Here is a 24,022-nt window from a genome sequence, read left to right on the forward strand (position 1 = left end):
GTTCGTGGCAGGCGTCGCAATCGAGTATTTGAAGAACCATGAAAGGCGGAATGCGCTTTCACTGTTCCCCAAATACTCTCGCCGAAGGCGTCCAGCGCGCTGTGTCATGCGGTCGGGCCAGAAAGTCATAGCGACCTCGAGATCAGCTCTTTCATGATCTCGTTGGTGCCGCCGTAGATGCGCTGCACCCGCGCGTCGGCCCACATCTCGGCGATGTCGTACTCGGTCATGTAGCCGTAGCCGCCATGCAGTTGCACGCAGGCGTCCAGCACCTCGAACTGCGTATCGGTCAGCCAGTATTTCGCCATCGCGGCCTTCTCGACACTCAGTTTCCCGTGCAGGTGTTCCTCGATGCATTCATCCAGGAACGCGCGGCAGACCTTGGTCTTGGTCAGGCACTCGGTCAGGGTGAAACGGATGGTCTGGAATTTGTCGAAGATGGGCGCGCCGAACGCCTCGCGCTCCTTTGTGTAAGCGATGGTGCGGGCGACGCCGCCTTCCAGCGCGCCCTGGGCGCCGCAGGCGATGATCAGGCGTTCCTGGGGCAGCTGCTCCATCATCTGGTAGAAGCCGCGGCCCATTTCGCCGCCGAGGATGTTCTCAGGGGGAATCTCGACATTGTCGAAGAAAAGCTCGGACGTGTCGCCGGCCTTCAGCCCGTTCTTGTCGAGGTTGCGACCGCGGCTGAACCCCTCGGCACCCTCGGTTTCGACCACGACGAGCGAGATGCCCTTCGCCCCCTGTCTGGGATCGGTCTTGGCGGCGACGATGATCAGGTCGGCGTGCTGGCCGTTCGTGATGAACGTTTTTTGCCCCGTCAGGCGATAGGAATTGCCCTCGCGCAGGGCCTTGGTCTTCATCCCTTGCAGGTCTGAGCCCGCACCGGGTTCGGTCATGGCCAGCGCGCCGACCATGTCGCCCGAAACCATCTTGGGCAGCCAGCGCTTCTTTTGCTCCTCGCTGCCATAGGCCAAGAGGTAATGCGCCACGATCCCGGAGTGGATCGGGTTGCCCCAGCTGGCAAGGTTAGCGCGGGATTGCTCGATGCAGATCACCGCCTCGTGGCCGAAATCGCCGCCCGCGCCGCCGTATTCCTCGGGGATCGAGGGGCAGAGCAGGCCCAACTCGCCGGCCTGCTGCCAGATCTCGCGGTCCATGATGCCGGCCTTGCGCCAGCGCTCGAAATGCGGGCCCCATTCCTCGGTGATGAACTTGGCCGTCGTCTCGGTGAGCATTTCGTGCTCGTCGGTCATCCATGCGGACATGAGGTGCCTCCCTAGCGTTTGCGGGCGTCGAGTTCTGAATTGAAGATACGCAGGCGGTGACCGAACGTGTCCTCGTCGATCACGCTGTCGAAATTCTCGAAGAGAAAGGACAGCGCCTCGCCTTCGTCGAGCCCCGCTTCCTGTGCAAATTTTCGCAGGCGGCGATAGCCGTCCTCGGTCATCGCGGCGTTGAAGCGGCGGGTCAGGCGAAAGCGTTTCGGCATGATGTCCTCCCAGTCATCGTGGCGTGCGTAGGGTGGGTTTGAAACCCACCCTACAGTCTTCAGAATGCCTCGGCTTCAAGCTCCATCACGGGCTCGGCGCCGGATTCGATGCGCGCCAGGTGCATCCCCGTCGCGGGCAGGCGGCGCTTCATGTAGAAGCGGCCCGTGGCGATCTTGGTCTTGTAGAAGGCGGTGTCGCCTTCGCCCGCCTCGATCGCCGCGTGCGCGGCCTTGGCCATCTGTGCCCACATCAGGCCCAGGCAGACATGCCCGAAGAGGTGCATGAAGTCATAGGAGCCCGACAGCGCCGCGTTGGGGTTCTTCATGCCGTGCTGCATGAAGAACATGCCAGCCTGTTGCAGGTGCTTTGAGCTTTCCTTGAGCGGATCGAGGAAATCGGCCTTCAGCGCCGGGTGGCCTTCGTTTTCCTTGATGAACGCCTTGACCATGTCGAAGAAGGCCATGACGTGCTTGCCGCCGTCCTGCGCCAGCTTGCGGCCCACCAGATCGAGCGCCTGAACGCCGTTGGCGCCTTCGTAGATCATGGCGATCCGGGCGTCGCGGGCGAACTGGGACATGCCCCATTCCTCGATATAGCCGTGCCCGCCATAGACCTGCTGGGCGAGGATCGTCATGTCAAAGCCCTCGTCGGTCAAAAAGCCCTTGATGATCGGGGTCAGCAGGCTGACCATCCCTTCGGCGGCGGCGTCATTGCCGCGATGCGACTGGTCGATCATCTGGCTGCCCCACAGAAGGAACGCGCGGGCGCCTTCGACAAAGCTTTTCTGGTCCAAGAGCGCGCGGCGGATATCCGGATGCACGATCAGCGGATCGGCCGGGCCGTCGGGGTTCTTGACGCCGGTCACGTCGCGGCCTTGCAGACGGTCCTTGGCGTATGCCAGCGCGTTCTGGTAGGCGACATCGGCCTGGGCCAGGCCCTGCATGCCGACGCCGATTCGGGCCTCGTTCATCATGGTGAACATCGCGCGCATGCCCTTGTGTTCCTCACCCAGCAGGTAGCCCGTCGCCTCGTCATAGTTCATGACGCAGGTCGAGTTGCCGTGAATGCCCATCTTCTCCTCGATCTTGCCGCAGGCGACGCCGTTGCGCTCACCCAGCGAGCCGTCTTCCTTGACCATGAACTTCGGCACGATGAAGAGGCTGACGCCCTTGATGCCCTCGGGGCCGCCGGGGATCTTGGCCAGCACCAGGTGGATGATGTTGTCGGCCATGTCGTGCTCGCCCGACGAGATGAAGATCTTCTGGCCGGTGATCTTGTAGCTTCCGTCACCCTGCGGTTCCGCCTTGGTGCGCATGAGCCCAAGGTCGGTGCCGCAATGCGGCTCGGTCAGGTTCATCGTGCCGGTCCAGTCGCAGGACGCCATCTTGGGCAGGTAGGTCGCTTTCTGATCCTCGGACCCATGGGCCAGGATTGCCGAGGCCGCGCCGTGTGTGAGGCCCTGGTACATGGTGAAGGCCTGGTTCGCGGCCGAGAACATCTCGCCCACCGCGGTGCCCAGGATATAGGGCATGTTCTGCCCGCCGAATTCCTCGGGCAGGTCGAGCGCCGTCCAGCCACCCTCGCGCACCTGGTCGAAGGCCGCCTTGAAGCCGGTGGGCGTGCGGACGACGCCGTTTTCCAGCTTGCAGCCCTCGGTGTCGCCCACGACGTTGAGCGGGGCCAGAACCTCGGACGCGATCTTGCCGGCCTCTTCCAGCACGGCGCCGGTGAAGTCACGATCCAGTTCGGCATAGCCGGGGGTGTCGGTGGTGCTGACCTTCAGGACATCGTGCAGAATGAACTGCATGTCCTTGGTGGGCGGGGTGTAGCTCGGCATGTGGTGGTCTCCCTAAAACATCACAGTGTCGGGCCGGGGATCATTCCGCGGCTTTCGGTGTCTGGCGGAGCGAGGAGATCATCCTCTCGCCCCATTTCATCTGGTCGCGCAGCTCGTCGATGGCGGCGGTCAGTTCGTCGCGCTGGCGTTCAAGCTCTTCCAGCCGGTCCTTGGCGATCTCGTAGGTCGTCTCCAGCTGCGTCAGCTGCTGGTCGCCACGGTCGTAAAGGTTCAGAAGCTGGCGGATTTCCTCGAGGCTGAAACCGAAGCGCTTGCCGCGCAGGATCAGCTTGAGCCGGGCGCGGTCGCTCTTGGTGAACAGTCGCTTCTGACCTTCCCGGCGGGGGAAGAGCAGCTCTTTCGCCTCGTAGAAACGCAGGGTCCGCGGCGTCACGTTGAACGCGTCGCACATCTCGCGAATTGTCATCGTTTCGTCGGTCATGTCGCTTTCCATAAATCTGATCAACTGGCCGGAACATGTGAGGCGATGCGTACCGGTACAACACGTTGCCCGGTTTACGTAACCGCTACGTAACGTCACTTTGCGCTTTACGTAAGATCAGGCAAGGTCAACCGGCGAGCGGCGCAATTTATGTGCGGAATTAATCTGAAATTGCCGGCGCGGCAGGCTCTAGCCAAGCGACTTTTCGGTCGAATCGCGGGCCTCTTTCAGCTCGGCGATGGACTGCTCCAGCTGTTCCTTCTGGCTGCGCAATTCCTCGAGTTGGCGGTCGGCAAGGTCGATCCAGGTGCGCAACTGAGCGTCGGTTCCTTTTTCCTCGTAGATCTCGAGCCACTGGCGGATATCCTCGAGGGCAAAGCCCCAGCGACGACCGCGCAAGATCAGGGTCATGCGGGCCACTTCGCGGGGACCGTAATAGCGGGAACGCCCCTCGCGGTCGGGGCTGAGCAATTCGATGTATTCATAGTACCGAAGCGTGCGCGGGGTCACGTCGAACCTGGCGCACATCTCCTTGAATGACAGGCGTTGCTCTGACATTACGGGTCCTCCTCACGTCTACTTAAGAGACATAGGTCGGATCGCGCAACAGGCACCCTTGCGGCGCGTCTGGATTAGAGACCATAAAGAGGCGACCAAGCCGCAGGACGTTTCATGACCAACAACAACAAGATCGCCGCGCAATTCATGGGCGCGATACCGCACGCCAAGGCGATGGGGATGGAGATCACCCATGTGGGCGACGGCGTGGCCGAGATGAAGATGGACTATGCCGAGCACCTCGTCGGCGACCCGGAATCCGGCGTGATCCACGGCGGGGCGGTGTCGGCGCTGATGGACACGTGCTGTGGCGCCGCGGTGATGAGCCACCCGGACTCGCCCGGGGCCACCGCGACGATCGACCTGCGCATAGACTACATGCGGCCGGCCAAGCCCGGCCAGGCGATCCGGGCGCGGGCCGAGTGCTACCATATCACCCGTTCGGTCGCCTTCGTTCGGGCGCAGACGCTGGACGACGATGCCGACCGGCCCGTGGCACAGGCCACCGGCACCTTTACAGTGGCGGACAAGACATGAGCCGCGCGCGTCCCGAACCCGTTCAGGTGATCAAGCAACGCCGCGACGCGGCCCTGCGCGCGCTGGTCGAAGGTGTGCCCTATATCCGGTTCATGGGGATCGAGTTTGACCGGCGCGGCGACGAGTTGACTGGGCTAATGCCCTTCGACGAAAAGCTGATCGGCAATCCGCTCTTGCCGGCGCTGCATGGTGGGGCGACGGCGGCCTTCCTCGAGGTGACGTCGATCATCACACTGAGTTGGGCGATGCTGTGGGACGAGATGGAGTCCGGCGAACTGGCGGTCGAAGCGTTCGAGGCCGGTGACGTGCCCCGCCTGCCCAAGACGATTGATTTCACCGTGGATTACCTGCGCTCGGGCCTGCCGCGAGACGCCTATGCCCGCGCCGTGGTCACCCGCTCGGGGCGGCGCTATGCTTCGGTCCGCGCCGAGGCGTGGCAGGACAACCGCGCGCGCCCCTTCGCGCAGGCCACGGGGCACTTTCTGATGCCGCGCCGCGATGGCTGAGACCCCGGTGGAGGTCACGCACAGGCGCGTCCTGAACATCGCCATACCGATCGTGCTATCGAACGCAACCGTGCCGATCCTCGGCGCGGTCGACACCGGCGTGGTCGGACAAATGGGCGAGGCGGTCCCGATCGGGGCGGTCGGTATAGGCGCGATCATCCTTACCGGGGTCTACTGGATATTCGGCTTTCTGCGCATGGGTACGACCGGCCTGACCAGTCAGGCCCACGGGGCCGGGCGTTCCGCCGAGGTGGCCGCCATGTTGACCCGGTCGCTGATGATCGGGCTGGCGGGCGGCATCGGTGTCATCGCTTTGCAATGGCCGCTCTTCGCCGGCGCATTCCTCGTGTCTCCGGCCAGTGCGGAGGTGGAGGCGCTGGCACGGGAGTACATGGCGATCCGTGTCTGGAGCGCACCGGCACTCATCGCGTTATACGGAGTGACCGGCTGGCTGATCGCGCTGGAGCGGACCCGCGCGGTGCTGGTGCTGCAGGTGGTGATGAACGGCGTGAACATCCTGTTGGACCTGTGGTTCGTGCTGGGGTTGGACCTTGGCGTGGCCGGTGTGGCATGGGCCACCTTCATTGCCGAGTGGTCGGGCCTCATCCTTGGCCTGTGGCTGTGCCGCGACGTCTGGGGCATGCCCGCGTGGCGCGATTGGGGCCGGGTGTTCGACAGGGTGCAACTGGCGCGCATGATGGCGGTCAATCGCGATATTCTACTGCGTTCGCTGATGCTTCAGGCGATATTTATCTCGTTCCTGCTGCTCGGCGGCGGTTTCGGGGATGTCACTCTCGCGGCCAACCAGGTGCTATTGCAGTTCCTGAACATTTCAGCCCACGCGCTCGACGGTTTCGCCTTTGCCGCCGAGGCGCTTGTCGGGCAGGCCTTCGGACAGGGCAGCGTCGCGCGGCTGCGCCGGGGGGCGCTCCTGACGAGCATCTGGGCGATGGCCATCGTGGTGCTGATGGCGCTTGCCTTTGCGCTGTGGGGCGGGGCGATCATCGACCTGATGGCCAAGGCGCCGGAGGTGCAGGCCGAGGCGCGCGCTTTTCTGGTCTATGTCTGTATCGCGCCGGTGGTCGGCGTCGCGCCGTTCATGCTGGATGGCATCTTCATCGGTGCGACGCGGGCCGGGGACATGCGCAACATGATGGCGCTTAGCCTGATCCTCTATGTCCTGGCAGCAATGGTCCTTGTGCCGTGGCTGGGCAACCACGGGCTGTGGCTGGCGCTATTGATCAGCTTCGTTGCGCGGGGCGCGACGCTGTGGTTTCGGTATCCGGCGCTGGAAGCCTCCGTTGCCCCGACCGGGCACACCGGGGGTGCCGCCGCGCGCTAGGAATTTGATCAAATAATATTTCACGGCTGGAAAGCCCTTAATGTCGCGGCGATTGTTCGATCCGAAAACCAAACACAGGAGTCACCGTCATGTCTAATCCGCCGATCCGTGTTGCCATCAACGGTTTCGGTCGTATCGGCCGGACGCTGCTGCGGATCCTGCTGCGTGATGCCCGGGATTTCGAGCTGGTTGCGATCAACGATATCGAGCCGTTGAGCACCTGTGCCTACCTCTTTCAGTACGACAGTGTTTTCGGACCGTGGCCGGAGGAGGTTGGCTTTGCAGAGTCGACGCTGATCGTGGGCGGGCGGCACATTCCTTTCCATGCCGAGCCGGACCTGCGCCGTCTGGATCTGAAAGGCGTGGACATCGTGCTGGAATGCACCGGCATGGGTGGCAAGCGCGCCGTGGCCGAGCGCGGCCTCGAGGCCGGAGCGCGGAAGGTTCTGATCTCCGGCCCCTCGCCGGAGGCGGACGTGACGCTAGTCATGGGCGCGAACGAAGGCGAGCTGGGCGAGCACCGGATCGTCTCGAACGCCTCCTGCACGACCAACGCGCTGGCGCCGCTGGCGCGCCTTCTGGACGAGGCGCTCGGGCTGGTCAGTGGCCAGATGACGACGGTGCACTGCTATACCGGCAGCCAGCCCACGGTGGACAAGCCCCGCGCCGCGCCCGAGCGCAGCCGCGCCGCGGCCCTCTCGATGGTGCCGACGACGACCAGCGCGCAGGATCAGACCGGGCTTGTCCTGCCGCATCTGAAAGGCCGGATCGAGGCCCGGGCAATCCGCGTGCCCACGGCCAGCGTGTCGTGCATCGACCTGACGGTGCAGACGCGCGAGAGGGCGGACGAGGCGGCGGTGAATACGGTGCTGCAGGGCGCGGTACGGCCCGGCGGCGTGTTCGGCTGGACCGAGCAACCGCTGGTCAGCTCGGACCTGCGGGGGCGGCCGGAATCGCTCGTCCTCGTCGGCCCCGAGACCAGCGTGTCGACCGGCGGGTTGCTGCGGGTCTTCGGCTGGTATGACAACGAGTGGGGCTTTTCCTGCCGAATGCTCGATATGGCGCGGCTGATGGCGGGCCGATAAATAGATTATTCGTACGAATAATCAGTCGTCGAGCGGGTCGATCAGGTCAGGACCGGAGGCGCGGTTGGAATTGACCTTCGGGTCAACGCGGTAGAAGTTCAGCGCGTCGTCCGGTGCCGCGGTCATCAGCGTGGCCGCACCGTGGCCTGCCTCGCCCAGCCAGAGCGGCCAATCCTTTTCGGCTAGGATCACCGGCATCCGGTGATGGATCTGCTGCATCGGTTCGTTCGCCCCGGTGGTGACGATCGCGCAGGTGACCATAGGTTCATCGCCCTTGTCCCACGACTGGTAGACGCCCGCGAACGCCAGTGCGTCGCCCCGGGCCGGGTGGATGAACCAGGGCAGGCGGTTGCCGTCCTCGTCCTTGGTCCATTCGTAAAATCCGCTGGCCGGGATCAGGCAGCGCCGCTCGCGCGACGCCGCCCGGAATGCGGGCTTTTCCGCGATGGTCTCGGCCCGGGCGTTGATCAGTAACGGGCCGTCAGCGGGCTTCTTGTACCAGTGCGGGATGAAACCCCAGCGCATCGAGCCAAGCTGCCGGTCGGTGCCATCGGAGGTCACCACATGCACATCATTGGTCGGACAGACGTTGTAATTGGGAACTGCTGGCAAATCGTTAACGGGCCGCGCGGCAAAGAGCCTGGCCATGGCGTCCTGCGGCAGGGTGACGGCGAAACGTCCGCACATCGGCCTATCTCAGCACGTTCGAGTAGACCAGCATTCCCCAGGGCAGGAGCGCCTTTTCCACCTGGCTCCAATGCCCGCCGAAGGTGATCGGGTCCATTCCGGCATGCCCTGCGATCTCCTGCAGGCTGCGGCGACCGTCGACGGCGGCAAGCAGGGCGGCGGCCTGTCGGGGCAGGGCGAGCTTGCCCTCGATCCCGTCGGTGTCGAGCGCGGGCGCCTGCCCTTGCGCCACGGCGCGCGCCAGTTGCGCGGGGGGCACGCCCTTCAGATGCGGCACCAGCGTGCGCGTCTTTCCCGAAGCCACCGGGCGGGGCCTATCGGTGGCATAGCCCGTGTGGGTGCGGATCGTACCGTTCAGTTTTTCTGCCACGGCCATCGCCGCGACCGGGTCCATCCCCGCAGGCACGGGTGCCAACCGCGCGAGGTCATAGAGGACCGGAACGGTGAAACCCGAAAAGGACCAGCCGGTGCGGTCGAGCGTGTCGATCAGCGATTGCACGTCATAGGCGCGGTCGGTGCTGTGCAGCAGCAGGTCGTAAAAACCCGCGTCGCCGCTCTTGTGATCGTTGAGGTTGGGGTTCGACTTGAAGGGATGGCCCGCGGGCAAGCTTTCGACGACCTTTTTCGCAGCCTTCAGCCGGTCTTTCGGAGGGCTGTCGCTGTAAAGCGCGGCGAACGCCTCTTGCAGGGGATAGACGCCAGAGCGGCCATAGGGCGCATAGACCATGAAGCCCATGCCGCCGCCGGGGGCGAGGGCCGCGCGCAGGGCGCTGAAGCCCGCATCGGGGTCGGGCAGATGGTGCAGCACACCACAACAGTCGATGTAATCGAACGGGCCATGATCGCCCGCGTCCAGCAGGCTGCCGGTGACGAAAGTGATGCTGTTCAGCCCACGGGCCTTTGCCCGTGCCTCGGCCACCTTTCGCGAGGCGGTGGAGAGGTCGATATAGGTTGCCTCGAAGGGCTTGCCGTATTGCGTGAGCAGCGTCGTCAGTTGGATCAGCCCGTCGCCGGTGCCGCCACCGGCCACGAGGATGCGCAGCGGCTGCGACCAGTCGCGCTGACCGCCGAAGACGTAATGGTCGATCTCCTGCGGCAGCGAGGGCGAGCCGGTGATCAGGCGCTTTTTCTCGTCCCTCGGATCCCGCTCGGGATAGGGAAAGGCCTCGTACTGGTCGCGCACCTTGTTCATGGCGCCTTTATGCCGCGTGCCGCCCGGATTGCAAAGCCGAACCGGCGCGCGTCACGTCACTGTCCGGTCTGTCGGATGCGGCCGTCCGTCATGGGCGAGACGGGAGAGTTCTGCGCGAAATACTCGGCCAGCACATCGGCCACGTCGGGGCCGAAATCATAGGCGTCGGCGGCGTCGCGCAGCATCGAATAGCCGTCGCCGCCGTTGCGCAGGTAATCGTTCGACACGGCAAGGTAATCGCGGTCCGGATCAAGGGGTTCGCCGCCAACGGTCACTTGCGTGACGCGTGATCCCGGTGCGGCGGAGGGATCGAACACGAAGGTCATCCCGGCCACTTGCGGAAAGCGGCCTGCGCCCTCCTCGACCTGGCTGACGCCATTTTCCAGCGCCTCTTTCAGCGTGGTGCCGTCGATGCGGAAGGTCGAGAGCGTGTTCTGGAAGGGCAGCACGGTCAGCACCTCGCCCATCGTGACGGGGCCGGCATCTATCGAGGCGCGCACGCCGCCGCCATTCATCAGGGCGATCTGCACGCCCTGGTCGGCCACGCGGGCCAGCATCGCCTCGGCCACGGCATTGCCCATGGCGCATTCCCCGGCGCGGCAGACGTCGCGGTCGCCGTTGATGGCATCGGTTGCTTCGGCCACGACCTTGTTGCGGATCTCATCCAGCGGCTCGGCGGCTTCCTGAATGCGCAAGACAACCTCGGCATCCTCGGCCACGGCGGCGTCCATGATCAACGGGTTGCCGATGGCTGACGTGACCTCGCCTGCGTCGTTGAACACCACGTCGAGACGACCCAGGAACTTGCCATAGGCATAGGCTTGCACGATGGCCGTATTGCCCACCATCGTGGGGTATGGGCCGGCGGCGTCGGGGTCGTCATTGGCAAGGTAGGTGTTGGAATGGCCGCCCACGATCACGTCGACGCCCGTCGTGGCCTTGGCCACGCGCTGGTCCACCCCGTACCCTGAATGCGACAGCACGATGATCTTGTTGATGCCCTGTTCGGTCAGCCTGTCGACCTCGTGCTGGACGGCATCGACGGGATCGGTGAAGATGACGTTCGGGCCGGGGCTGGCCAGCTCGTCGGTGTCCTGGGGGGTGAGGCCGATGAGGCCGATCTTTTCGCCGCCGCGTTCGATCACGGTGGACTTTTGAAGAACGTCCTTGAGAAGCGCCTCGCGGCTGACATCGGCGTTGGACATCAGCACGGGAAACTCGACCGCGTCCATGAAACCGCGCAGAACCTCGGGTCCGTCGTCGAACTCGTGGTTGCCTACGGTCATGGCGTCGTATCCCAGGCGGTTCATCATTTCGGCGGCCAGCTTGCCCTTGTAATAATTGTAGAACAGCGTGCCCTGAAACTGATCCCCGCCGTCGAACAGCACCGGGTTGGGAGCGTCGGCACGGGCCTGTTCGATCGCGGTGGCCAGACGCGCGGAGCCGCCGAAGCATTCGCCGGCGTCGTTGTCCTCGGGGGCGCAGGTGGAGTTGTACTTGCTGATCGGCTCGAACCGGGCGTGAAAATCGTTGGTGTGCAATATGTTGAGCGTATAGTCGGCCTGAGCGGCGGTGGCGGACAGGATGCCGGAGAGGGCAAGGGAAATGAATCGCATGAGCGTGTCTCCTGAGGGAATGCAGGCAGAGTGCGGCATGGTTGGCGATGCGTCAAAGGCAATCTGCTTGACCGGGCGCATGTGGCGGGGCATCACCAAGCCATGCTGATTTACAAGATTTTCCGGGCACACGAGTGGGCCGCGCTGCGGTCCGAAAAGGAAACGCGCGGCGCGCCGGTGGACGTGGCGGACGGGTACATCCATTTCTCGACGCCGATGCAGGCGCCGGAGACGGCGGCGAAGCATTTCGAGGGTGAGGACGACCTGGTGCTGGTGGCGGTCGAGACCGACCGGCTGGGCGAGGACCTGGCTTGGGAGACATCCCGTGGCGGCGACAAATTTCCTCATCTTTACAGGGTCCTGCGGCTCGAGGATGTGGTCTGGGCCCAGCCCCTGCCGCTGGTCGATGGCACGCACCAGTTCCCGGTGGGCGCGGCATGACACTGGCCGACCGGATCGGGCTTGGCCTGATGCATCGGATGGACCCGGAGCGGGCGCACGGGCTGGCCCTGCAGGCGCTCAGGGCCGGGCTGGTACCGCTGCCGGGGCTGGTCACGACGGCGCGGTTGCGCTGCGAGGTGGCGGGACTGCGGTTGGCCAACCCGATCGGGCTGGCGGCGGGGTTCGACAAGAACGCGGTGGCGTTGTCGCCGCTCTCTCGGGCCGGGTTCGGGTTCATCGAGGCGGGAGCGGTGACACCGAAACCGCAGGCGGGCAACCCCAGACCAAGGCTGTTCCGGCTGGCCGAGGACCGTGCGGTGATCAACCGTTTCGGGTTTAACAACAAGGGTATGGAGGACGTGGTGCAGCGCCTTGCGACACGTCCCAGGGATGCGGTGATCGGGCTGAACCTTGGTGCCAACAAGGACAGCGTGGACCGCGCCGAGGATTTCGCCCGGGTGCTGGCGCGCTGCGGGCCGCATCTGGATTTCGCGACCGTCAATGTCTCCAGCCCCAACACCGAGAAGCTGCGCGACCTGCAAGGCGCCGAGGCGCTGGCAGCGCTGCTGAAAGGCGTGATGGAGGCGCGAAGCTGGTTGGAAAATCCGATCCCGATCTTTCTCAAAATCGCCCCGGATCTCAGTGACTTGGAACTGTCCGAGGTGGCCGATGTTGCGCAGGCGGGCGGTGTTGCGGCGGTCATCGCCACCAACACCACGCTGGACCGGAGCGGGCTGCGAAGCCCGGTGAAGAATGAGGCAGGCGGGCTGTCGGGGGCGCCGCTGTTCGAGCGGTCGACGAAGGTGCTGGCGCGGCTGTCGCAGTTGACCGATGGGCGGATGCCGCTGATCGGTGTGGGCGGTGTCGGAACTGCCGAGCAGGCGCTGGAAAAAATCCGCGCCGGGGCGAGCGCGGTTCAGCTGTATTCGGCGATGGTTTATGAAGGGATCGGCCTGGTGGAGCGCATTGCTGGAGGCCTGGACAAGCTGTTGGAAGAAAACGGCTTTTCGAATGTCGGCGCGGCGATTGGCACGGGGAGGGACGCATGGCTTTGATCGAGATATGGCACAACCCGCGATGTTCGAAGTCGCGCCAGACGCTGGCCCTGCTGGAGGAGCGGGACCTTGAGGTGAAGGTGCGCCGCTATCTTAAAGACGCGCCGGACGTGGCTGAGTTGCGTAACGCGCTGGCGCTGTTGGATATTCCCGCCAAGGACCTGATCCGCCGAGGAGAATCCCGGTTCAAGGAGCTGGGATTGCCGCTGGACTGCCCGGAAGAGACCTTGCTGGCCGCGATGGCGGCGCATCCGATCCTGATCGAGCGGCCGATCGTGTTCGCGCGGGAGAAGGCGGCGATCGGTCGGCCGCCGGAGGCCGTGCTGGACATCCTGTAGCGGGCGTTTCGAATCGGAGGTTAATGGGCGCGATGCGGCCTGAAACGGCACGTCGGTATCGCGTCGGTATTCGGGGTGTGCGGCGACGGTGCCGTTTTCGCGGAGAATGCGGCTTACCGGACCGCGCGTTGCGCAACGCCGCGACGGGGCCCGCCGCGCGTGAAAAAGGCGCCTCCGCCCGGGGACGGGAGGCGCCTCGATCCGTGGATCCTGCCCGGAGGTGCCGGGCAGGATGATCTTGTCCGATCAGAAGCGGAACGTGCCGCGCAGTTGAACCGTCGTCGGCTCGACATCGGCGTTGGAGCCGTTGAAATTGTCGAACTCGTGGTAGAGCAGTTCGCCACCGAGCGAGAAGCTGTCGGTGACCATCGTTTCGTAGCCTGCGCCGACGAAGTAGCCATCGTCGTCGCCGAGGTTGTCCGTGAACGCCTTGGCATAGCCGCCGGTGCCGTAGATCAGACCGTTGCCAAGCTTGTAGCCGGCACGCAGCTTGGCGCGGAAGATGTTTTCCAGGTCGACCTGCGGGTTCGGCGCGGTCGAGACTTCGGCCTCGGTGAAGTCGTAGTCGAGGCTGCTGCCCAGCACGAAGTTGCCGAAGTCGTAGTCGTAGCCGACGAACAGGCCGCCGATGACAGTGTCGTCCCCACCGGAGATGTTGGAGTCGAGGTTGTTGTAGCCCAGTTGCACGCCGCCGTAGAGACCGGTCCAGTTGGGGGTCGCGGCGACAGGCGGCGGCGGCGGCGGGGTGACGATATCGTCGGCGGGCGGCGTGAGGTTGCCTGCGAGTGCGGGCGCGGCGCCGAGGGCGAAGGCGGCCGCGAGAAGAGTGGTTGCTCGGTGCATACGGTTATCCTTTCAGGACCATTTACTTGCGGTTGGGAGACGGAACGCGGGGCGTGCGCCTTTGTCTCGGGCATATGGCGTGGAACGCCCGCCGGGCAAGAAAAAGTGCCGGATTGGCTTGTCTGGCGCGCGTTATTTTCAAGGGCGATGCGCGGGGGATACACCTTTGGCGGAAATCCGCTTTTTTTGACTCGCCTCAAAGAAATGATGGAACTTTACGAGCTTTGACCTGTTCCACAAAGTTCGGCCCGAGCTGGCGAGATGCCGGCCCGGGCCAATGTTCTGACAGAGTCTCGAACGGTGCCTAGAAGCGGAATGTGCCGCGCACCTGGAGCGTCGTCGCTTCGACGTCGGTAGCGGTGCCATTGTAGTTGTCGAACTCGTGATAAAGCAGTTCGCCACCCATGGAAAAGTTCTGGGTGATCATGTGCTCGTAGCCGCCGCCGATGAAGTAGCCGTCATCGCTGCCGAGGTTGTCGGTGTCGGCCTGGGCGTAACCGCCGGTGGCATAGAGCAGGCCATCGCCCAGCTTGTAGCCGCCGCGGACCTTGGCGCGGAACACGTTTTCAAGCGTCGCGGCATTGTTGGCCACGCCGATATCGGCGAAGTCGTAGTCAAGGCCGCCACCCAGCACGAACGTGCCGAAATCATAGTCGTAACCCGCGGTCAGACCGCCGATCACGCCGTCGTCGCCGCCTGACACGTTTGTGTCGACATCACCGTAGCCGAGCTGGACACCACCATAGGCGCCGGTCCAGTTAGGGCCGAAATTGGTGGGCGCCGGAGCCGGTTGCGGCGCGGCGACGATGGTGTCCTCGACCGGAGCCGAGGTGTTGCCTGCGAATGCGGGGACGGCGCCCAGAGCGAGGGCGCTGGCGAGGATCGAAGTTGCTCGTTTCATCATGCTTTCCTTTCGGCATGTCTGTTTCGTTCCGCAGCGCGTCTTTTCGGCGCTGTGTGACGGCAGATATGCCTTGGCGTGAAGCTGCGACAAGGGGGGAGGCGGACACGCACGATCACGTCGGTGTGAGGTGCGGCCAAGTGCCGAAATACAGCGGATTATCGGCGGGAACCTGCTGAAATCCCGACAGGATTCAAGGTTTGAAAGCGAGAACCTGCCGGTCACGCGGCAAGCTCTGTTCGCCGGTGATCGACCGCCTGTGCATAAATGAAGAGTGAGGGTCAGAGTACGCCGATATCCGCCAGCGCGGCGCTGAGACCCGCGGGCAACGCGTCTTCGTCCTGACGGTTTTTCGGCAGGTCGGCGGGCGCGTCCGCGGCGGCGAGGTAGCGCCAGCCCTGGAACGGGCGCTTGCGGGCGGTCGTGGTGCGGATGATGTCCGGCTCCAGCACGATGCCGCAGCGGCGGGTACCGTCGGCGCGGGTGACCTCGTCGAGCCGAATGATCCGCTGCCGGCACTGGATCAGGCCCTGGATGACCCAGTAGATCGACCCGCCCTCGAGCAACTCGGTCTCGCGCCGGGGCCACATGCGCGTGACGTGGCGCGGCAGGCCGTCGGGGCCCTGCGCCTGCTTGCCGGATTGCCAGGCGATGAGGCTTTCGACGGTTTCCGAGCCGACAGAGAGCTTGACGAGATGAATTTTCGGGTCTGTCACGACTGCCCCCATTTCCACCCGGCATATCCTATGGTCGGGGCGGGGGAATTCAAGCGGGTGCGACCTTGTGGTGTGCCGTTGGCACGCAGGGGTGACTGCGTTCGGGCCACGCAGGCCTTGGGGGCGGGGCCCCCAAACCCCCTTTGTATGGGGGACCAGTCCCCCAAACCCCTGGGATATTTTCGGCCAGAGGAAAGGGCTGCAGGGTAGTAGAAGATAGTTCGGAGGATTGACCCGAACGGCTACAACGACTAGTGTGCTACGTCTCGCTCGCCACTATCGCTGCCCGAAAACACTAGACAAAACAGGTCCCCGCATGACTCGATTCGCCGCTCCTATCGCCGAGGCCATCTGGGATATGAAGTACCGCCTGAAAGAGGCGGACGGCACGCCGGTGGATGGCACGGTGGAGGACAGCTGGCGGCGGATCGCGCGGGCGGTGGCGGCTGTCGAGGCCGAGCCGGACATCTGGGAAGAGCGGTTCTATCACGCGCTGGAGGATTTCCGGTTCCTGCCGGCCGGGCGGATCACCGCGGGGGCCGGGACGGGCCGGGCGGTGACGCTGTTCAACTGTTTCGTCATGGGCACGATCCCCGACAACATGAACGGCATCTTCGACGGGTTGCGCGAGGCGGCGCTGACCATGCAGCAGGGTGGTGGCATCGGGTATGATTTCTCGACAATCCGGCCGAAGGGGGCATTGGTCGAGGGCGTGGCCGCCGATGCCAGCGGGCCGCTCAGCTTCATGGACGTGTGGGACGCGATGTGCCGCACAATCATGAGTGCCGGCAGCCGGCGCGGGGCGATGATGGCGACGATGCGGTGCGATCACCCGGATGTCGAGGAATTCATCGCGGTGAAGGGCGATGCGGCGCGGCTGCGGATGTTCAACCTGAGCGTGCTGGTGACGGACGATTTCATGGAGGCCGTCAAGGCGGACGGGCCGTGGGAGCTGGTGTTCGGCGACAAGGTCTACAAGACGGTGCAGGCGCGCGACTTGTGGAACCGGATCATGCGGGCGACCTATGATTTCGCCGAGCCGGGCGTGATCTTCATCGACCGGATCAACAAGGCCAACAACCTGCATTATGCCGAGACGATCGCGGCGACGAACCCCTGTGGCGAGCAGCCGTTGCCGCCTTATGGCGCGTGCCTCTTGGGGTCGATCAACCTGGCGCGGCTGGTGACGGAGCCGTTCGAGGCGGGGGCGGGCATCGACGAGGGCGCGCTGGCCGAGCTGGTGGGCACGGCGGTGCGGATGATGGACAACGTGGTGGACGCATCGAAATTTCCGCTGCCCGAGCAGCGCGCCGAGGCGCAGGCCAAGCGGCGGATCGGGCTGGGGGTCACGGGGCTGGCCGATGCGCTGTTGATGTGCGGGCTGCGCTATGGCGACGACGAGGCGGCGGAGCAATGCGAGGCGTGGATGAAGGCCATCGCGCGGGCGGCTTACTTGGCGTCTGTGGAGTTGGCGAAAGAGAAGGGGGCGTTTCCGCTGTTCGAGGCGGAACCCTATTTGCAGAGCGGCATGATGCAGGCGATGGACGAGGATGTGCGCGCGGCGGTGGCCGAGCACGGGATCCGCAACGCGCTGTTGACCAGTGTCGCGCCCACCGGGACGATCAGCCTTTATGCGGGGAATGTCAGCAGCGGCATCGAGCCGGTCTTTGCCTATTCCTATACCCGCAAGGTGTTGCAGAAAGATGGAAGCCGCACTGAGGAAGAGGTGGTGGATTACGCCGTTCAGATGTGGCGCGAGACCAAGGGTGACGCCGAACTGCCGGACTATTTCGTCAATGCCCAGATGCTGGAACCGCAGGCGCATGTGAAAATGCAGGCGGCGGCGCAGAAATGGGTCGACAGCAGTATCTCAAAGACGATCAACGTGCCCGCCGATATCGGGTTCGAGGCGTTCAAGGAAGTCTACATGCAGGCCTGGGACACGGGCTGCAAGGGATGCACCACGTACCGGCCCAACGACATCACCGGCAGCGTTCTGAGCGTGAGCGAGACCGCGGAGAAGGTGCCGATGCCGGTGGAGGGCGGCGAGGTGGTCTATATGTCCGAGCCGCTGGACCGGCCGGCCGAGCTGGAGGGTGCGACCTACAAGCTCAAGTGGCCCGACAGCAGCCATGCGATCTACGTGACCGTGAACGATATCGTGCTGGACGGGCGGCGGCGACCCTTCGAGGTGTTCATCAACTCCAAGAACATGGAGCATTTCGCCTGGACCGTGGCGCTGACGCGGATGATCAGCGCGGTGTTCCGGCGGGGCGGCGACGTGAGTTTCGTGGTCGAGGAACTGAAGGCGGTGTTCGACCCGCGCGGTGGCGCGTGGATGAACGGGAAGTACATCCCCTCGATGCTGGCCGCGATCGGCGGCGTGCTGGAGAGCCACATGATCAATATCGGCTTTCTCGAAGGCGAGGGGCTGGGCCTGAAGGAGGACCCGACGGCCAATGTGGTGAACCTTGACGCGCCGCGCGGGCCGGCCTGTCCGTCATGTGGCAGCTATGACATGCGCAAGGTCGAAGGCTGCCTGACCTGCGCGTCCTGCGGGCACTCCAAATGCGCGTGACGGGGCGGGGCGGCTGATGTGAAGCGACCACCAAAACTTGGCCATTGAACCTATTCAGATGGCCATTCGACAACCATCTCGTGTCCATTTCAAACACTTAGGGTTCGTGGCGCTCCAAGTAAGGATATCATTCCAGGATCAGGAATCGCCAGCTCAAGGCACCGCGTTTCCTGCACGTAGGTCTTGAGTTAAGGTAAAGTCATCTCGGAACGCTTCCACATACCTCGCACACTTCGCATTGGAGATAGCACAGTCCCGGAGGCCCGACCTGGTGACGGCGCCGGGCATTGCGATCGTCCTCGCTGAGCCAGGTGCGGGGAAGACCGATCTGCTCGACAGCGAGGCCGACCGTCTCGGGGGTGCGCGTGTCCGCGCCAGTATCGCCCGGCCATCAGATCGTGACACGACCCTCATCGTCGACGCTTTCGACGAAGTGGCGCGGGTTGGTGATGCTCGAGTTTACGACATCCTTTACAAGATACGAGATGCCGAACCTAATCGTGTTCTCCTTTCAAGTAGATCGGGAGAATGGGAGGTCTCCCGAACGCGGCTCATCCGCGATCTCTTTGGAATAGAACCACAGGTCGCTCACCTCGTTCCGCTGGATGGCGGCGAACAGCGACAGCTCTTCGAACACTTCCATCTCCAAAGGTCGTTCGATGAATTCCATGCCAATATTTCCCGGTTCGACCTCCACCACATTCTGGGCAATCCCGAATTCCTGCGCCTCTTCGCAAGCGCCTATGACGAAGCCGACGGGCGCTGGTAGGTCCGGGTGTCGGGCATCTCCGACAACTGCTGCTCGAGCTCCTTGTCGGGTCGCCTGCTGTTATTGAGCTGCGCCCTGATCTGGAGGCAATCCTCCTCGACGAGCAAGCCTACGTCGGCCCGCGCATGGACGCACTATCATGTCTACTCAGCGACCAGACCTACGAGCCGGCGGGAGGCCTCCGGCAACTCGTCGACATGGGAACGGCCGACGCGCTCCGGTTGGCATCGGAAATTCTGATCCACAAGACGGACAGGGCACCTTCATGGTTCGGTCGGTCCTGTCAGTGCTGGCCGCCATCGACCTGAAGACGCTGGAGGAAGGGGCGGCCTCCCCGGGGGCGAGTCCGGTACGGCGGTTCATCGACATCGTCCTGCCGAACGCCATGCCCGGCATCCTTGCCGGCGCGCTGACCGTGGTGACGCTGTCGATCGGTGAATTCAACCTGACCTGGATGCTGCACACGCCTTACCTGAAAACGCTGCCCGTGGGCCTTGCCGACAGCTACGCCTCGATGCGGCTCGAAGTCGCCTCGGCCTACACGCTGGTTTTCTTCGTGATGATCGTCCCGCTTTTGATGGCGATGCAATGGGCCAGCGCCCGCGCCCAAAGGATCACGCAATGACTTTGACACTCGGCAATATCGCCAAGACCTTTCCCCGCGGCACAAGGGCGCTGAGGCCCACCGACCTGGAGATCGAGCAGGGCGAGATCCTCTCGCTGCTGGGGCCCTCGGGCTGCGGCAAGTCCACCCTGCTGCGCATCATCGCGGGGCTGGAGACGCCGGACCCCGGCGCCTCCATCGTCTTCGACGGTGAGGATGTGACCCATCAATCGGTCGACCGCCGCAAGATCGGCATGGTGTTCCAATCCTACGCGTTGTTCCCCAACATGTCGGTGCGCGGCAACATCGGCTACGGGCTGAAGATGCAGAAGCTGCCCCGGGCCGAGATCGCCGCGCGGGTGGAAGAGGTTATCGAGCTTTGCCGTCTGGAGCCTTACGCCGACCGCGCGATCACCGCCTTGTCCGGCGGCCAGCGTCAACGCGTCGCGCTGGCCCGCGCTATGGCGCCGCGTCCGCGGGTGCTGCTGCTGGACGAGCCGTTGTCGGCCCTGGACGCCGCGCTGCGGGCCAGTTGCGCGACGAGCTGGCGCTGTTGCTGCGCGAGTTCGGGATCACGGCGATCTTCGTGACCCACGACCAGGACGAGGCGATGGCGATTGCGGACCGCGTGGCCGTGATGAGCCAGGGCGAGGTTGCCCAGATCGGCACTCCCGAAGCGCTCTACCGCCACCCCGCCACCGGCTTCGTGGCCCGGTTCGTCGGCGATGCGCGAAACCCTGCATCTGCAGGGCGGCGTGCTGGGCCTGCCCAGGGCGAGCGACGGCCAGCAGGTCCTGGTCCGGGCCGAGGATATCCGGATAGACCCGCAAGGCCCGATCGCGGCCCGGGTCGAGACGGTGACCTTTCTTGGCACGCATTATCGGATCGCCCTGTCCGGCGCGATGACCGGGCCTCTGTTCATGCTGCACGCGGGTTTCAGCGCACCGAAGCCGGGGGACGAGGTGCGTATCTCCATCCCGCCGGAGGCGTTGTTGGTTCTCCCGCTGGATACGGCCGCGTGATGCCCGGTTTTGTTCAGATCACCGACACCCATATCGTCGCCCCCGGCAGGCTGGCCTATGGACGATCGGACACGGCCGATGCACTGCGCCGCGCGGTGGAAACGATCAACGCCAAGCTGCCGCTCTGGAGCGGGATCGACTGTGCCATCGTCACCGGCGACCTGACCGATCACGGCACGCCCGAGGAATACGCGCATTTCCTGTCGATCATGGAACGCCTCGCCTTGCCCTGGCTTGCCGTCCCCGGCAACGCACGATCTGCGTGGGCCAATGCGCGAGGCGTTGGCGGATGCGTTCTGGATGCCCCGCAAAGGCCCCGTTCAGTGGGTGCGGGATTTCGGCCCCTTCTCGGTGATCGGTCTCGACACGCTTCTGGAAGGCGCTCATCACGGTGCGCTTTGCGACGAGGGCATGGAATTTCTCGACACCGCGCTATCCGCCATCGGCGACCAGTCGGCCGTCGTGGCCACGCACCACCCCTTCATGCACGCGGGCATTCCCGCGATGGACGCGGACAATCTGCGCAACGGCGCGGCGATGATGGCGCGGCTGGAGGCCCATCCAGGCCCGGTCCGCATGATATCCGGCCATGTCCACCGGGCGATGACCACCCAGATCGGACGCGTGACCTGCCAGATCGCGCCGGCGACCTGCCACGCGGTGTTAACCGATCACCGGCCGGTAGCCGACCCTCGCCTGATGCTGGAACCGGGCGCCGTCATGGTCCATCGCTGGCTCGACCGGCCCAGAGCGGGACTGGTCTCGGACGTCATCCCGACGGGCCTGTTCCCCGGCCCATGGCCGTTTCAGGACTGATCGAGTTCGGGACGGACCAACCCGAGCAGGGTTGTTGCATGTGCGGTGGGTTCCGCCGGTCGCACGCCCAACAGGAAGGCGCGGGTTCTGGATGTGGCCTGGCGCGACGGGCAGGTTCCGATGGATGCGCTGGCCGCCGTGCTGCGTCAGACGTTCCGTATCCGGATGCGGCGTCCATTCGCGCGTGCTTGCCGAATGACCGCCTTCGGGTCTGAACGGTAATTCAGGTCACGAGCGAAATCGGTCCGACCAAGCATTCTGTTACTTGCGTTTTCCAAAATGATATAAGATAACACTGTTATGTTATAAGGTAGCACGAATTGTGCTGCTCAAGGATCGATATTGCGGACTGGCCCGGACTGGAAAATGAGACGCTCTGAAGACCCCTCGGAAAGAGACTGTTCCGAGATCGCACGTAAGGCAGTGACGCGGCCCGGGTTGCCGGGGGCGAAGCTTTCGGCGAGGCCGTTCCGCGTCGGATGCCGACACCCCAATCCCAAACCGTTCACCACGTCCACTCGTCAACTGGTGCTTATATGAACACAGCCTTGCAACCCCGCCTTCCCGTCACCGTTCTTTCCGGGTTTCTCGGCGCCGGCAAGACGACATTGCTGAACCGCGTCCTGAACAATCGCGAAGGGCGGCGCGTCGCCGTCATCGTCAACGACATGTCCGAGGTGAACATCGACGCCGACCTCGTGCGGGCCGACAGCGAGCTGTCGCGCACCGACGAGACGGAAATGTCCAACGGCTGTATCTGCTGCACCCTGCGTGATGATCTGTTGAAGGAGGTGCGCAAGCTGGCCGGCGAACAGCGCTTTGACTACCTGCTGATCGAATCCACCGGCATTTCAGAGCCTTTGCCCGTCGCCGCCACCTTCGAGTTTCGCGATGAAGCGGGCGAGAGCCTGTCGGACGTGTCGCGTCTCGATACGATGGTGACGGTTGTCGACGCGGTGAACTTGCTGAAGGACTATGCCAGCCACGACTTTCTGAGCGACCGCGGCGAGACGATGGGGGAGGAGGACGAGCGGACGCTGGTCCACCTTTTGACCGACCAGATCGAGTTTGCCGACGTGGTGATCCTGAACAAGGTCAGCGATGCCGGGCCAGAGCGCACCGATGCCGCGCGCAAGATCATCCGCAGCCTGAACGCGGACGCTAGGATCATCGAGACCGATCACTCCGATGTCGCGGCGGCCGAGATCCTCGACACAGGCCTCTTTGATTTCGAAAAGGCGCATGAGCACCCGATGTGGGCGAAGGAGCTTTACGGCTTTGCGGACCATGTTCCGGAAACCGAGGAATACGGGGTCGCGTCCTTCGTCTATCGCGCGCGGCAGCCGTTCGAGCCGGAAAAGATCATGGCGGTGCTGAACGGCGACCTGCCGGGCGTCATCCGGGCCAAGGGACATTTCTGGATCGCCACGCGGCCCGACTGGGTGGCGGAATATTCGCTGGCCGGGGCGCTGTCTTCGGTCACGCCGCTGGGCCAATGGTGGGCCACGGTGCCCAAGGAGCGGCATCCCGACCACGCCGGCGCGCAGGAGTACCTGAGGGTGCACTGGCAGGAGCCATGGGGCGACCGCCGGCAGGAGATCGTGTTCATCGGGGCAGGTATCGACTGGCCGGCGCTGAAGGCGCGGCTGGACGCGGCGCTGGTGCCCGCGATGGTGGCGCCGGGACCGGACAGCCTGCCCGATCTGCCCGATCCGTTCCCCGCGTGGCGGAGGGCGTCATGACCCTGCATCCGATTGTTCCCAAGAGCGCAGGGTCGGGCGTGCTGAGCGTCAATGGCCCCGAGGACATGGGCGCGATCAGGCTGCCGGGAGTCGGTGGCGTGATCTGCCGGCGCAGGCTTCCCGAAACCGTGCTGCACTGGCTGGAGACGCTACCACCCGAAACATTGCCCGCGACCCGCGTCATCGTGCGACCCGGCGAGATTGCCTCGGCCGTCACCCTGGCCTGCGACGAGGCGGGACTGCCCGCCGCGCCCGAGCGTCGGATCCTCATCGACGATATCGCGGGACTGGCCGCCAGCTTTGCCGAGATGACACGTGCGCGGTGGCTGCGGCTGCGGCTGGACCCGATTGCCACCAATGCCTGTCGCCGGTTCCACATCGACAGGGTCACGGCACGGCTCGTGTGCACCTATCGCGGCGCCGGCACGCAATACGGTGTGGCGCGCGACGATGTGCCGGCCACCATCCATACGGTGCCGACCGGATCGCCTTTCGTCATGCGCGGCACGCTCTGGCCGGCGCAACCCGATCCGCACCTGCTGCACCGATCTCCGCCGATCGAGGGCACGGGCGAAACCCGCCTGATGCTGGCGCTTGACCCGGTCACCGATCCGGACGCCGAGGCATGAGCCGCAACATCGCCACCAGCCTGCGCCGCCGGCGGCGCAGCGACCCGATGCGTGATTTCGATGCCCGCCCGAGCCATTGCGCAACTGGATGCACCAGGCGGCGCTGGCGTGGTCGCCTGCCTCGTGCCGCCGCATCTGGCAAAAGGCGCGGGCCGAAGGTGAAGCGCCCGACACCATCCTTGCCCGGCTCGACCGGGCCGAGCGGATGGCGCTGGCCCGCGACAGGCTGACCTGTCCGGCCAGCAACACAAAGACATGACAAGACCAAAGGACCGA

At 64.5% G+C, this 24,022-nt stretch carries 27 protein-coding genes and 1 pseudogene; 17 read left to right on the top strand and 11 right to left on the bottom strand.

Annotation, left to right across the window (positions count from 1 at the left end; all coding sequences use genetic code 11):
* Nucleotides 1-125 precede the first annotated feature (125 nt).
* The 5 genes from ACSQ76_RS05205 to ACSQ76_RS05225 all read right to left on the bottom strand — a co-directional run bounded on the left by ACSQ76_RS05205 (nucleotide 126) and on the right by ACSQ76_RS05225 (nucleotide 4,327).
* Nucleotides 126-1,265 carry an acyl-CoA dehydrogenase family protein gene (locus ACSQ76_RS05205; RefSeq protein WP_437155718.1) on the bottom strand — a complete coding sequence of 380 codons (1,140 nt, stop codon included), beginning with the start codon at nucleotides 1,263-1,265 and terminating at the stop codon, nucleotides 126-128.
* Between the two features lie 11 nt (nucleotides 1,266-1,276).
* On the bottom strand, nucleotides 1,277-1,489 hold the full coding sequence (locus ACSQ76_RS05210) for a hypothetical protein (RefSeq protein WP_057796430.1): 213 nt from the start codon (nucleotides 1,487-1,489) through the stop codon (nucleotides 1,277-1,279).
* 59 nt (nucleotides 1,490-1,548) lie between these two features.
* Nucleotides 1,549-3,327: an acyl-CoA dehydrogenase C-terminal domain-containing protein gene (locus ACSQ76_RS05215; protein ID WP_437155719.1), complete on the bottom strand. Its 1,779-nt coding sequence runs from the start codon at nucleotides 3,325-3,327 to the stop codon at nucleotides 1,549-1,551.
* A gap of 40 nt (nucleotides 3,328-3,367) precedes the next feature.
* Nucleotides 3,368-3,769 carry a MerR family transcriptional regulator gene (locus ACSQ76_RS05220; RefSeq protein ID WP_306128092.1) on the bottom strand — a complete coding sequence of 134 codons (402 nt, stop codon included), beginning with the start codon at nucleotides 3,767-3,769 and terminating at the stop codon, nucleotides 3,368-3,370.
* Between the two features lie 189 nt (nucleotides 3,770-3,958).
* A complete protein-coding gene (locus ACSQ76_RS05225) occupies nucleotides 3,959-4,327 on the bottom strand; it encodes a MerR family transcriptional regulator (RefSeq protein ID WP_306128090.1) in 369 nt (122 codons plus the stop codon).
* Nucleotides 4,328-4,441: 114 nt separating this feature from the next.
* On the opposite strand from ACSQ76_RS05225, the gene ACSQ76_RS05230 reads away from it, so the two are divergent.
* The 4 genes from ACSQ76_RS05230 to ACSQ76_RS05245 all read left to right on the top strand — a co-directional run bounded on the left by ACSQ76_RS05230 (nucleotide 4,442) and on the right by ACSQ76_RS05245 (nucleotide 7,797).
* Complete coding sequence (locus ACSQ76_RS05230; RefSeq protein WP_306128089.1) at nucleotides 4,442-4,864, top strand: PaaI family thioesterase; 423 nt, start codon at nucleotides 4,442-4,444, stop codon at nucleotides 4,862-4,864.
* On the top strand, nucleotides 4,861-5,370 hold the full coding sequence (locus ACSQ76_RS05235) for a PaaI family thioesterase (RefSeq protein WP_306128088.1): 510 nt from the start codon (nucleotides 4,861-4,863) through the stop codon (nucleotides 5,368-5,370). Before ACSQ76_RS05230 ends, ACSQ76_RS05235 begins: the two co-directional genes overlap by 4 nt.
* Nucleotides 5,363-6,712 (top strand): MATE family efflux transporter, encoded by a 1,350-nt coding sequence (locus ACSQ76_RS05240; protein WP_437155720.1) that lies wholly within the window; start codon nucleotides 5,363-5,365, stop codon nucleotides 6,710-6,712. The genes ACSQ76_RS05235 and ACSQ76_RS05240 overlap by 8 nt, the downstream gene beginning before the upstream one ends.
* 89 nt (nucleotides 6,713-6,801) lie before the next feature.
* Nucleotides 6,802-7,797 (top strand): type I glyceraldehyde-3-phosphate dehydrogenase, encoded by a 996-nt coding sequence (locus tag ACSQ76_RS05245; protein WP_437155721.1) that lies wholly within the window; start codon nucleotides 6,802-6,804, stop codon nucleotides 7,795-7,797.
* Nucleotides 7,798-7,818: 21 nt separating this feature from the next.
* On the opposite strand, the gene ACSQ76_RS05250 is transcribed toward ACSQ76_RS05245, so the two are convergent.
* The 3 genes from ACSQ76_RS05250 to ACSQ76_RS05260 are packed head-to-tail and all read right to left on the bottom strand — an operon-like array spanning nucleotide 7,819 to nucleotide 11,292.
* A complete protein-coding gene (locus ACSQ76_RS05250) occupies nucleotides 7,819-8,484 on the bottom strand; it encodes an SOS response-associated peptidase (RefSeq protein ID WP_437155722.1) in 666 nt (221 codons plus the stop codon).
* Between the two features lie 4 nt (nucleotides 8,485-8,488).
* On the bottom strand, nucleotides 8,489-9,676 hold the full coding sequence (locus ACSQ76_RS05255) for a class I SAM-dependent methyltransferase (protein ID WP_437155723.1): 1,188 nt from the start codon (nucleotides 9,674-9,676) through the stop codon (nucleotides 8,489-8,491).
* A gap of 56 nt (nucleotides 9,677-9,732) precedes the next feature.
* On the bottom strand, nucleotides 9,733-11,292 hold the full coding sequence (locus tag ACSQ76_RS05260; protein WP_437155724.1) for a bifunctional metallophosphatase/5'-nucleotidase: 1,560 nt from the start codon (nucleotides 11,290-11,292) through the stop codon (nucleotides 9,733-9,735).
* A gap of 102 nt (nucleotides 11,293-11,394) precedes the next feature.
* On the opposite strand from ACSQ76_RS05260, the gene ACSQ76_RS05265 reads away from it, so the two are divergent.
* From ACSQ76_RS05265 to arsC, 3 genes are read left to right on the top strand one after another with little or no spacing between them, the layout of a single operon-like run.
* Complete coding sequence (locus ACSQ76_RS05265) at nucleotides 11,395-11,733, top strand: DUF952 domain-containing protein (protein ID WP_437155725.1); 339 nt, start codon at nucleotides 11,395-11,397, stop codon at nucleotides 11,731-11,733.
* A complete protein-coding gene (locus ACSQ76_RS05270) occupies nucleotides 11,730-12,788 on the top strand; it encodes a quinone-dependent dihydroorotate dehydrogenase (RefSeq protein WP_437155726.1) in 1,059 nt (352 codons plus the stop codon). Before ACSQ76_RS05265 ends, ACSQ76_RS05270 begins: the two co-directional genes overlap by 4 nt.
* Entirely contained in the window at nucleotides 12,779-13,126 is a 348-nt protein-coding gene (arsC, locus tag ACSQ76_RS05275; protein WP_437155727.1) for an arsenate reductase (glutaredoxin), read from the top strand. The genes ACSQ76_RS05270 and arsC overlap by 10 nt, the downstream gene beginning before the upstream one ends.
* 246 nt (nucleotides 13,127-13,372) lie before the next feature.
* On the opposite strand, the gene ACSQ76_RS05280 is transcribed toward arsC, so the two are convergent.
* The 3 genes from ACSQ76_RS05280 to ACSQ76_RS05290 all read right to left on the bottom strand — a co-directional run bounded on the left by ACSQ76_RS05280 (nucleotide 13,373) and on the right by ACSQ76_RS05290 (nucleotide 15,586).
* Complete coding sequence (locus ACSQ76_RS05280) at nucleotides 13,373-13,969, bottom strand: outer membrane protein (protein ID WP_437155728.1); 597 nt, start codon at nucleotides 13,967-13,969, stop codon at nucleotides 13,373-13,375.
* Between the two features lie 304 nt (nucleotides 13,970-14,273).
* A complete protein-coding gene (locus ACSQ76_RS05285; RefSeq protein ID WP_306128078.1) occupies nucleotides 14,274-14,870 on the bottom strand; it encodes an outer membrane protein in 597 nt (198 codons plus the stop codon).
* A 281-nt stretch (nucleotides 14,871-15,151) separates the two neighbouring features.
* Nucleotides 15,152-15,586, bottom strand: a complete 435-nt coding sequence (locus ACSQ76_RS05290) for a DUF1489 family protein (protein ID WP_437155729.1) — start codon at nucleotides 15,584-15,586, stop codon at nucleotides 15,152-15,154.
* Between the two features lie 316 nt (nucleotides 15,587-15,902).
* Between ACSQ76_RS05290 and ACSQ76_RS05295 the strand changes: the two genes are divergently transcribed.
* The 10 genes and pseudogenes from ACSQ76_RS05295 (at nucleotide 15,903) to ACSQ76_RS05340 (ending at nucleotide 24,005) form a co-directional block, all read left to right on the top strand.
* A complete protein-coding gene (locus ACSQ76_RS05295) occupies nucleotides 15,903-18,164 on the top strand; it encodes an adenosylcobalamin-dependent ribonucleoside-diphosphate reductase (RefSeq protein ID WP_437155730.1) in 2,262 nt (753 codons plus the stop codon).
* A gap of 271 nt (nucleotides 18,165-18,435) precedes the next feature.
* Entirely contained in the window at nucleotides 18,436-18,933 is a 498-nt protein-coding gene (locus ACSQ76_RS05300; protein WP_437155731.1) for a hypothetical protein, read from the top strand.
* 265 nt (nucleotides 18,934-19,198) lie between these two features.
* The gene (locus ACSQ76_RS05305; RefSeq protein ID WP_437155732.1) at nucleotides 19,199-19,558 is read left to right on the top strand and encodes an ABC transporter permease; all 360 of its coding nucleotides are present in this window, start codon (nucleotides 19,199-19,201) and stop codon (nucleotides 19,556-19,558) included.
* Nucleotides 19,555-20,127, top strand: a complete 573-nt coding sequence (locus tag ACSQ76_RS05310) for an ABC transporter ATP-binding protein (RefSeq protein ID WP_437155733.1) — start codon at nucleotides 19,555-19,557, stop codon at nucleotides 20,125-20,127. Before ACSQ76_RS05305 ends, ACSQ76_RS05310 begins: the two co-directional genes overlap by 4 nt.
* Before the next feature lie 135 nt (nucleotides 20,128-20,262).
* Nucleotides 20,263-20,559: a TOBE domain-containing protein gene (locus tag ACSQ76_RS05315; RefSeq protein ID WP_437155734.1), complete on the top strand. Its 297-nt coding sequence runs from the start codon at nucleotides 20,263-20,265 to the stop codon at nucleotides 20,557-20,559.
* A pseudogene (locus ACSQ76_RS05320) lies at nucleotides 20,559-20,750 on the top strand (phosphodiesterase); the annotation flags it as partial. The gene ACSQ76_RS05315 and the pseudogene ACSQ76_RS05320, both read left to right, overlap by 1 nt.
* A gap of 79 nt (nucleotides 20,751-20,829) precedes the next feature.
* A complete protein-coding gene (locus tag ACSQ76_RS05325; protein ID WP_437158253.1) occupies nucleotides 20,830-21,375 on the top strand; it encodes a hypothetical protein in 546 nt (181 codons plus the stop codon).
* 536 nt (nucleotides 21,376-21,911) lie between these two features.
* A complete protein-coding gene (locus tag ACSQ76_RS05330; protein ID WP_437155735.1) occupies nucleotides 21,912-23,117 on the top strand; it encodes a GTP-binding protein in 1,206 nt (401 codons plus the stop codon).
* Nucleotides 23,114-23,746 carry a DUF1826 domain-containing protein gene (locus ACSQ76_RS05335; protein ID WP_437155736.1) on the top strand — a complete coding sequence of 211 codons (633 nt, stop codon included), beginning with the start codon at nucleotides 23,114-23,116 and terminating at the stop codon, nucleotides 23,744-23,746. The genes ACSQ76_RS05330 and ACSQ76_RS05335 overlap by 4 nt, the downstream gene beginning before the upstream one ends.
* 88 nt (nucleotides 23,747-23,834) lie before the next feature.
* Nucleotides 23,835-24,005 carry a DUF6525 family protein gene (locus ACSQ76_RS05340; RefSeq protein WP_437155737.1) on the top strand — a complete coding sequence of 57 codons (171 nt, stop codon included), beginning with the start codon at nucleotides 23,835-23,837 and terminating at the stop codon, nucleotides 24,003-24,005.
* Nucleotides 24,006-24,022: the final 17 nt, after the last annotated feature.

The organism is Roseovarius sp. B08 (genome assembly GCF_051417955.1).
GTDB lineage: Bacteria > Pseudomonadota > Alphaproteobacteria > Rhodobacterales > Rhodobacteraceae > Roseovarius.

What these genes read in the sequence shown, in the direction of transcription:
- ACSQ76_RS05325 (WP_437158253.1), top strand. Translation starts at nt 20,830, where the DNA reads ATGCGCGAGGCGTTGGCGGATGCGTTCTGGATGCCCCGCAAAGGCCCC.
- ACSQ76_RS05330 (WP_437155735.1), top strand. Translation starts at nt 21,912, where the DNA reads ATGAACACAGCCTTGCAACCCCGCCTTCCCGTCACCGTTCTTTCCGGG.
- ACSQ76_RS05240 (WP_437155720.1), top strand. Translation starts at nt 5,363, where the DNA reads ATGGCTGAGACCCCGGTGGAGGTCACGCACAGGCGCGTCCTGAACATC.
- arsC (WP_437155727.1), top strand. Translation starts at nt 12,779, where the DNA reads ATGGCTTTGATCGAGATATGGCACAACCCGCGATGTTCGAAGTCGCGC.
- ACSQ76_RS05230 (WP_306128089.1), top strand. Translation starts at nt 4,442, where the DNA reads ATGACCAACAACAACAAGATCGCCGCGCAATTCATGGGCGCGATACCG.
- ACSQ76_RS05295 (WP_437155730.1), top strand. Translation starts at nt 15,903, where the DNA reads ATGACTCGATTCGCCGCTCCTATCGCCGAGGCCATCTGGGATATGAAG.
- ACSQ76_RS05215 (WP_437155719.1), bottom strand. Translation starts at nt 3,327, where the DNA reads ATGCCGAGCTACACCCCGCCCACCAAGGACATGCAGTTCATTCTGCAC.
- ACSQ76_RS05335 (WP_437155736.1), top strand. Translation starts at nt 23,114, where the DNA reads ATGACCCTGCATCCGATTGTTCCCAAGAGCGCAGGGTCGGGCGTGCTG.
- ACSQ76_RS05310 (WP_437155733.1), top strand. Translation starts at nt 19,555, where the DNA reads ATGACTTTGACACTCGGCAATATCGCCAAGACCTTTCCCCGCGGCACA.
- ACSQ76_RS05205 (WP_437155718.1), bottom strand. Translation starts at nt 1,265, where the DNA reads ATGTCCGCATGGATGACCGACGAGCACGAAATGCTCACCGAGACGACG.
- ACSQ76_RS05270 (WP_437155726.1), top strand. Translation starts at nt 11,730, where the DNA reads ATGACACTGGCCGACCGGATCGGGCTTGGCCTGATGCATCGGATGGAC.
- ACSQ76_RS05220 (WP_306128092.1), bottom strand. Translation starts at nt 3,769, where the DNA reads ATGACCGACGAAACGATGACAATTCGCGAGATGTGCGACGCGTTCAAC.
- ACSQ76_RS05260 (WP_437155724.1), bottom strand. Translation starts at nt 11,292, where the DNA reads ATGCGATTCATTTCCCTTGCCCTCTCCGGCATCCTGTCCGCCACCGCC.
- ACSQ76_RS05315 (WP_437155734.1), top strand. Translation starts at nt 20,263, where the DNA reads ATGCGCGAAACCCTGCATCTGCAGGGCGGCGTGCTGGGCCTGCCCAGG.
- ACSQ76_RS05250 (WP_437155722.1), bottom strand. Translation starts at nt 8,484, where the DNA reads ATGTGCGGACGTTTCGCCGTCACCCTGCCGCAGGACGCCATGGCCAGG.
- ACSQ76_RS05245 (WP_437155721.1), top strand. Translation starts at nt 6,802, where the DNA reads ATGTCTAATCCGCCGATCCGTGTTGCCATCAACGGTTTCGGTCGTATC.
- ACSQ76_RS05235 (WP_306128088.1), top strand. Translation starts at nt 4,861, where the DNA reads ATGAGCCGCGCGCGTCCCGAACCCGTTCAGGTGATCAAGCAACGCCGC.
- ACSQ76_RS05265 (WP_437155725.1), top strand. Translation starts at nt 11,395, where the DNA reads ATGCTGATTTACAAGATTTTCCGGGCACACGAGTGGGCCGCGCTGCGG.
- ACSQ76_RS05210 (WP_057796430.1), bottom strand. Translation starts at nt 1,489, where the DNA reads ATGCCGAAACGCTTTCGCCTGACCCGCCGCTTCAACGCCGCGATGACC.
- ACSQ76_RS05255 (WP_437155723.1), bottom strand. Translation starts at nt 9,676, where the DNA reads ATGAACAAGGTGCGCGACCAGTACGAGGCCTTTCCCTATCCCGAGCGG.
- ACSQ76_RS05305 (WP_437155732.1), top strand. Translation starts at nt 19,199, where the DNA reads ATGGTTCGGTCGGTCCTGTCAGTGCTGGCCGCCATCGACCTGAAGACG.
- ACSQ76_RS05340 (WP_437155737.1), top strand. Translation starts at nt 23,835, where the DNA reads ATGCACCAGGCGGCGCTGGCGTGGTCGCCTGCCTCGTGCCGCCGCATC.
- ACSQ76_RS05285 (WP_306128078.1), bottom strand. Translation starts at nt 14,870, where the DNA reads ATGAAACGAGCAACTTCGATCCTCGCCAGCGCCCTCGCTCTGGGCGCC.
- ACSQ76_RS05280 (WP_437155728.1), bottom strand. Translation starts at nt 13,969, where the DNA reads ATGCACCGAGCAACCACTCTTCTCGCGGCCGCCTTCGCCCTCGGCGCC.
- ACSQ76_RS05225 (WP_306128090.1), bottom strand. Translation starts at nt 4,327, where the DNA reads ATGTCAGAGCAACGCCTGTCATTCAAGGAGATGTGCGCCAGGTTCGAC.